4 protein-coding genes are annotated in these 5,875 nt (G+C 60.0%); 2 read left to right on the top strand and 2 right to left on the bottom strand.

Annotation, left to right across the window (positions count from 1 at the left end):
• Positions 1 to 277 precede the first annotated feature (277 nt).
• Both fadD1 and fadD2 read right to left on the bottom strand, forming a co-directional pair.
• Positions 278 to 1,969, bottom strand: coding sequence for a long-chain-fatty-acid--CoA ligase FadD1 (gene fadD1, locus J3361_RS29130; protein WP_207967438.1), 1,692 nt, complete (start codon positions 1,967 to 1,969; stop codon positions 278 to 280).
• Positions 1,970 to 2,341: 372 nt separating this feature from the next.
• On the bottom strand, positions 2,342 to 4,030 hold the full coding sequence (gene fadD2 / locus J3361_RS29125) for a long-chain-fatty-acid--CoA ligase FadD2 (RefSeq protein ID WP_207967437.1): 1,689 nt from the start codon (positions 4,028 to 4,030) through the stop codon (positions 2,342 to 2,344).
• Positions 4,031 to 4,254: 224 nt separating this feature from the next.
• On the opposite strand from fadD2, the gene J3361_RS29120 reads away from it, so the two are divergent.
• Positions 4,255 to 5,199, top strand: a complete 945-nt coding sequence (locus tag J3361_RS29120) for an alpha/beta hydrolase (RefSeq protein WP_207967436.1) — start codon at positions 4,255 to 4,257, stop codon at positions 5,197 to 5,199.
• Between the two features lie 41 nt (positions 5,200 to 5,240).
• Positions 5,241 to 5,711: a MaoC family dehydratase gene (locus tag J3361_RS29115; protein ID WP_014336929.1), complete on the top strand. Its 471-nt coding sequence runs from the start codon at positions 5,241 to 5,243 to the stop codon at positions 5,709 to 5,711.
• Positions 5,712 to 5,875: the final 164 nt, after the last annotated feature.

Below are 5,875 nucleotides of genomic sequence, written 5' to 3'. Positions count from 1 at the left end.
AAAAGTTAAAAGGAGAAGGTGAGATGGAGATTGTTTTCGGGTAGATGTTGTTTTAAAAAACAGAGAAGGGCATCGGAGTTTCGGGGGTGTCTGGTGGGCTCGGGTATGTGTATAAAAAAAAGGTCTAGCGGAACCGAGGCGCCTATTTCGCGAGCAAGCTTTGCTCCCACAGCCCAGCGGGAGCAAGCTCCCTCGCCACAAAAATCGGCCCCGCCTCGGGACATTCGCCGCACATGAAAAGCCCCGCATCAGCGGGGCTTTGTCATTGGCAACGGCCTTACTTCTTCAGCCCCAGCTTTCTAAGCTCTTCATCCCGCAACTCGCGCCGCAAGATCTTGCCCACGTTAGTGGTAGGCAAGGCATCGCGGAATTCCACGGCCTTGGGTACCTTGTAGCCGGTGACGTTGGCGCGCATGTGCTCCATCACCTGCTCCTTGGTCAATGTGACACCCGGCCGGGCGACGATGAAGATCTTGATCGCCTCGCCAGACTTCTCGTCCGGGATGCCGATGGCCGCGCATTGCAGCACGCCCGGCAGGGTTGCCAGCACATCTTCCAGCTCGTTGGGGTACACGTTGAAACCGGAGATCAGGATCATGTCTTTCTTGCGATCGACGATGCGCAGGTAGCCATCCGGCTGGATCAGCGCGATGTCACCGGTCTTCAGCCAGCCTTCGCTGTCGAGGATCTCGTCGGTGGCTTCCTGGCGCTGCCAGTAGCCCTTCATGACTTGCGGACCTTTCACACACAACTCGCCGATTTCGCCCAACGGCTGTTCGACGCCCGCGTCATTGATCACCTTGCACAGCGTCGACGGCACAGGAATGCCGATGGTACCGATCTGGATGTTCTGGATCGGGTTGACCGTGGCCACCGGGCTGGTTTCAGTCATGCCGTAGCCTTCGCAAATCGGGCAACCGGTCACCGCTTTCCAGCGCTCGGCCGCGGCCAGTTGCAGGGCCATGCCGCCGGACAGAGTGACTTTCAGCGCCGAGAAGTCCAGCTTGCGGAAGGCTTCGTTGTTGCACAGGGCCACGAACAGCGTATTGAGGCCGACGAAACCGCTGAATTTCCACTTCGACAGTTCCTTGACCATCGCCGAGAGGTCGCGCGGGTTGCTGATCAGGATGTTGTGGTTGCCGATCAGCATCATCGCCATGCAGTGGAAGGTGAAGGCGTAGATGTGGTACAGCGGCAGTGGCGTGATCAGCACTTCGCAACCTTCATTGAGGTTGGAGCCCATCAGCGCCTTGCACTGCAGCATGTTCGCCACCAGGTTGCGGTGGCTGAGCATCGCGCCCTTCGCCACGCCGGTGGTGCCGCCGGTGTATTGCAGCACGGCCACATCGTCGCTGGTGGGGTTGGCTTCGTTCACAGGCTGGCCGTGGCCTTTGCTCAGCACGTCGTTGAACTTCACGGCCTTGGGCAAGTGGTAGGCCGGGACCATCTTCTTGACGTACTTGATCACGCTGTTGATCAACAGGCGCTTGAGTGGCGGCAGCAGGTCGGCGACTTCGGTGACGATGACGTGCTTGACGCTCGTCTTCGGCACCACGGTTTCCGCCAGGTGCGCCATGTTTGCCAGGCACACCAGCGCCTTGGCACCGGAGTCGTTGAACTGGTGCTCCATTTCCCGCGCGGTGTACAACGGGTTGGTGTTGACCACGATCAGCCCGGCGCGGATCGCACCGAACACGGCCACCGGGTACTGGAGAACGTTGGGCAACTGCACGGCGATTCGATCGCCCGGCTGTAAATCGGTATGCTGTTGCAGGTACGCGGCAAACGCCCCGGACAACTCGTAGAGCTCACCGTAGGTGATCGTCTTGCCGAGGTTGCTGAATGCCGGCTTGTTGGCAAAGCGTTGGCAGGACTGCTTCAACACCGCCTGAATATTCGGATACTCGTCTGGATTGATGTCGGCAGCAATCCCAGCTGGGTACTTATCCTTCCAAAAGTCTTCGATCATGGAAGCCCACTCCTCAGCAACGCGAATTCTCACCGCATTTGATGCGATTATTATTGGTGTGTTTATTGGTGAATCTGGCTTGAATCAAGGCCGAGAAGTCACAAAAGCGCGCCGAGAGTAGCAGCTTTGCCGGGGGCCGACTAGAGCCAAAAGCAGGCCCCACAGTCACAAACATGACTCATGTATATTTCATGGTCATTTTTAGAGTAAAAAACCTACAACCTGTTAAATCCCTTCTGAATCAACAACTGTGGGAGCACAGCTTGCTCGCGATGGGGGTAGGTCAGCCGATACAAATGAGGCTGTGCCACCGCTATCGCGAGCAAGCTGTGCTCCCACAGGTTTTAGTCAGGACAGATACCCCAGCGGACCTCAGGCGATATCCCGCAACTCCCGCCGCAGAATCTTGCCCACCGGCGTCATCGGCAAGGAGTCCCGCAAGACAATGTGCTTGGGAATCTTGTAGCCAGTGAAGTTTTCCTTGCAGTAGGCCTTGAGCTCTTCAAGGCTGACCCCGGTTTCCCGCGCCACCACGAACAACTTCACCGCCTCTCCCGAACGCTCGTCCGGCACGCCGATCACCGCGCAGTTGGCCACCTTGGGGTGGGCCATCACCACGTCTTCGATTTCGTTGGGGTACACGTTGAAACCCGAGACGATGATCATGTCCTTCTTGCGGTCAACGATGCGCACGAACCCGTCCGGGTCGATCACCGCGATGTCGCCGGACTTGAACCAGCCCTCGCTGTCCAGCACTTCGGCCGTGGCCTCGGGCTTGTTCCAGTAGCCTTTCATGATCTGCGGGCCCTTGATGCACAGTTCGCCGCGCTCTCCCAGGGGTTGCTCGACGCCCTCGTCGTCGATCACCTTCATCAGCGTGCCCGGCACCGGCATCCCCACCGTGCCCAGCCGGGATTTCCCGCCGTAGGGATTGGCACTGGCCACCGGCGAGGTTTCGGTCAGGCCATACCCCTCGGTGATGCCGCAACCGGTGATCTGCTGCCAGCGCTCCGCGGTGGCCTTGATCAACGCGGTACCACCGGAGTTGGTGACCTTGAGGTGGGAAAAGTCCAGGGTCTTGAAATCCGGGTGATCCATCAGCGCCACGAACAGCGTATTGAGCCCCAGCAACAACGAGAAACGCCAGTTCTTCAGCTCCTTGATGAAGCCGCCGATGTCCCGCGGATTGGTAATCAGCACGTTGTGGTTGCCGGTCACCATCATGCACATGCAATTCGCCGTGAACGCATAGATATGGTACAGCGGCAGCGGCGCGATCATGACCTCCTGGCCTTCGCGCAACAGCGGGTGGCCGTCATCGCCGAGCTGCCCCAGGCAAGCCCGGGCCTGTTGCATGTTGGCCACCAGGTTGCCGTGGGTCAGCATCGCGCCCTTCGCCAACCCGGTGGTGCCGCCGGTGTATTGCAGCACGGCAATGTCGTCGAGGCTGACTTTCAACGGCTTGATGCCCTGGCCGCGTCCCAGGCGCAAGGCGCTCTTGAAGGAAATGGCCTGGGGCAGCGAATAGTCGGGGACCATTTTCTTGACCTTGCTGACCATGGTGTTGACCAGCCAGCCCTTGGCGGCGGGCATCAGGTCGCCCATCTTCGCTTCGATCAGGTATTGCAGGTCCGTATCGGGCAACACCTCCTGGACTTTCTGCCCGAACATATTCAGGTACACCAGCGCCCGGGCACCAGAGTCCTTGAACTGATGACGCATTTCCCGCGCGGTGTACAGCGGGTTGGTATTGACCACGATCAGCCCGGCGCGCAAGGCACCGAACACGGCGATCGGGTACTGCAGGATGTTAGGCATCTGCACCGCGATACGATCGCCTGGCGCCAGGTCGGTATGGGCTTGCAGATAGCCGGCGAAGGCTGCGCTGTGGCGCTCGAGCTCGGCATACGTGAGGGTCACCCCCATGTTACTGAACGCCGGGCGGTCGGCGAATTTCTTGCAGGAACGCTCGAACACCTCGACCACCGACTTGTAGGCCCCGAGGTCGACATCCAGGGGCACGCCGGCCGGGCGCTTGTCATTCCAGAAATCAGGCTGCATTGTTTTTGTCCTCTTTACCTGAGCATATCCGGGCCGCGTCTGTATCGCTTGCAGAGGCGGAGCTCCTGGGACACTAGCAGCTATGGCGAATCAGGCAAATATGGCAACCTGCGTCATAGATTGTGTGAATCTTCTTGCCATGATGCAGGCTGATCAGGCGAGACGCAGCGGATGCGCTATACAATGCAGCGACGCTGCGTCTGACATTGTGCAAAGGAATCGCCATGATCCACCAAACGTTCTGGCTGACCGCGACCGACCACAGCCGCCTGTTCGTCAACCAGTGGCTGCCTGAAACCGCGCCGTTGGCGGTGGTCATGCTGTCCCATGGCATGGCCGAACACAGCGGTCGCTATGCCCGCCTGGCCCAGGCGCTGTGCGACGAAGGCTACGGTGTCTACGCGCCGGACCTGCGCGGCCATGGCAAGACCGGCGAAGAAGCGATCCTCGGCCACTTTGCCGACGAGGACGGCTGGGCCAAGGTCGTGGGCGACCTGGCCAGCCTCAATCATCACATCGGTCAGCAACACCCGAACACCCCCATCCTGCTACTGGGCCACAGCATGGGCAGCTACCTGGCCCAGGGTTACCTGCTGCATCACAGCGCCAGCCTGCACGGGGCGATGCTCAGCGGCTCGAACTTCCAGCCGGTGGCGCTCTATCGCAGCGCTCGCCTGATCGCCCGCTTCGAACGTTGGCGCCAGGGTGCCACGGGGCGCAGTGCCTTGATCGAATGGCTGTCGTTCGGCAGTTTCAACAAAAAATTCAAACCGACGCGTACCCCCTTTGACTGGCTCAGCCGGGACCCGGCCGAAGTCGACAAATACGTCCACGACCCGCTGTGTGGCTTTCGCTGCACCAATCAACTGTGGGTCGACCTTCTCGGCGGCTTGCAGCAAATCAGCAAAGCGTCCAATCTCGCCCAGATCGATCCGGGCCTGCCCCTGCTGGTGATCGGCGGTGAATGTGATCCGGTGAGTGAAGGCAAGCGTCTGAAGGATCTGGCCGACGCCCTGCGCGACACGGGCAGCCAATACCTGCAATTGACGATCTACCCGCAGGCCCGGCACGAATTGTTCAACGAAACCAACCGCGATGAAGTAACCGCCGACGTGCTGGCCTGGATCGCCCAAGCCCTGAACCACAAGCGACCGCCACGCAGCGAGTAGGCTAGCAACGTTTTTTCTTTACCCCACAGGATCTGAAACAGATGACCCAGGTTACCAACACCCCTTACGAAGCCCTCGAAATCGGCCAGACCGCCAGCTACAGCAAGACCGTCGAGGAACGCGATATCCAGCTGTTCGCGGCGATGTCGGGCGATCACAACCCGGTGCACCTGGACGCCGAATTCGCTGCGGCGAGCATGTTCAAGGAGCGCATCGCCCATGGCATGTTCAGCGGTGCGCTGATCAGCGCGGCGGTGGCGTGTGAGCTGCCTGGGCCGGGCACCATCTACATCGGCCAGCAGATGAGCTTTCAGAAACCGGTGAAAATCGGCGACACCCTGACCGTGCGCCTGGAAATCCTGGAAAAACTACCGAAGTTCCGCGTGCGTATCGCCACCCGCGTGTTCAACCAGCGCGACGAGCTGGTGGTGGACGGCGAAGCCGAAATCCTCGCCCCGCGCAAGCAGCAGACCGTGACGTTGCCGACGTTGCCGGCGATTACGGTGGGTTGATTCGCTGAAGCCACCAGTCTCTGTGGATTGAATGAACTGTGGCGAGGGAGCCCCCGCCGCGTCTTCGACGCTGCGCTGTCGCGCAGCAAACAATTATTCGGCCTAAGATAGGAGGTGCGCGCAGGACAGAGGCCGTAGTTATCACTGGCGTGTTCGCACCCGAG

It is taken from the genome of Pseudomonas sp. OA65, assembly GCF_017498305.1.
Taxonomy (GTDB): Bacteria; Pseudomonadota; Gammaproteobacteria; order Pseudomonadales; family Pseudomonadaceae; genus Aquipseudomonas; species Aquipseudomonas zanjanensis.
The sequence above is the reverse complement of the archived record's forward strand: the minus strand, read 5'-3'. Positions and strand labels throughout refer to the sequence as shown.

Coding starts and splice junctions, on each gene's coding strand:
- J3361_RS29115 (WP_014336929.1), top strand. CDS start 5,241: ATGACCCAGGTTACCAACACCCCTTACGAAGCCCTCGAAATCGGCCAG.
- fadD2 (WP_207967437.1), bottom strand. CDS start 4,030: ATGCAGCCTGATTTCTGGAATGACAAGCGCCCGGCCGGCGTGCCCCTG.
- J3361_RS29120 (WP_207967436.1), top strand. CDS start 4,255: ATGATCCACCAAACGTTCTGGCTGACCGCGACCGACCACAGCCGCCTG.
- fadD1 (WP_207967438.1), bottom strand. CDS start 1,969: ATGATCGAAGACTTTTGGAAGGATAAGTACCCAGCTGGGATTGCTGCC.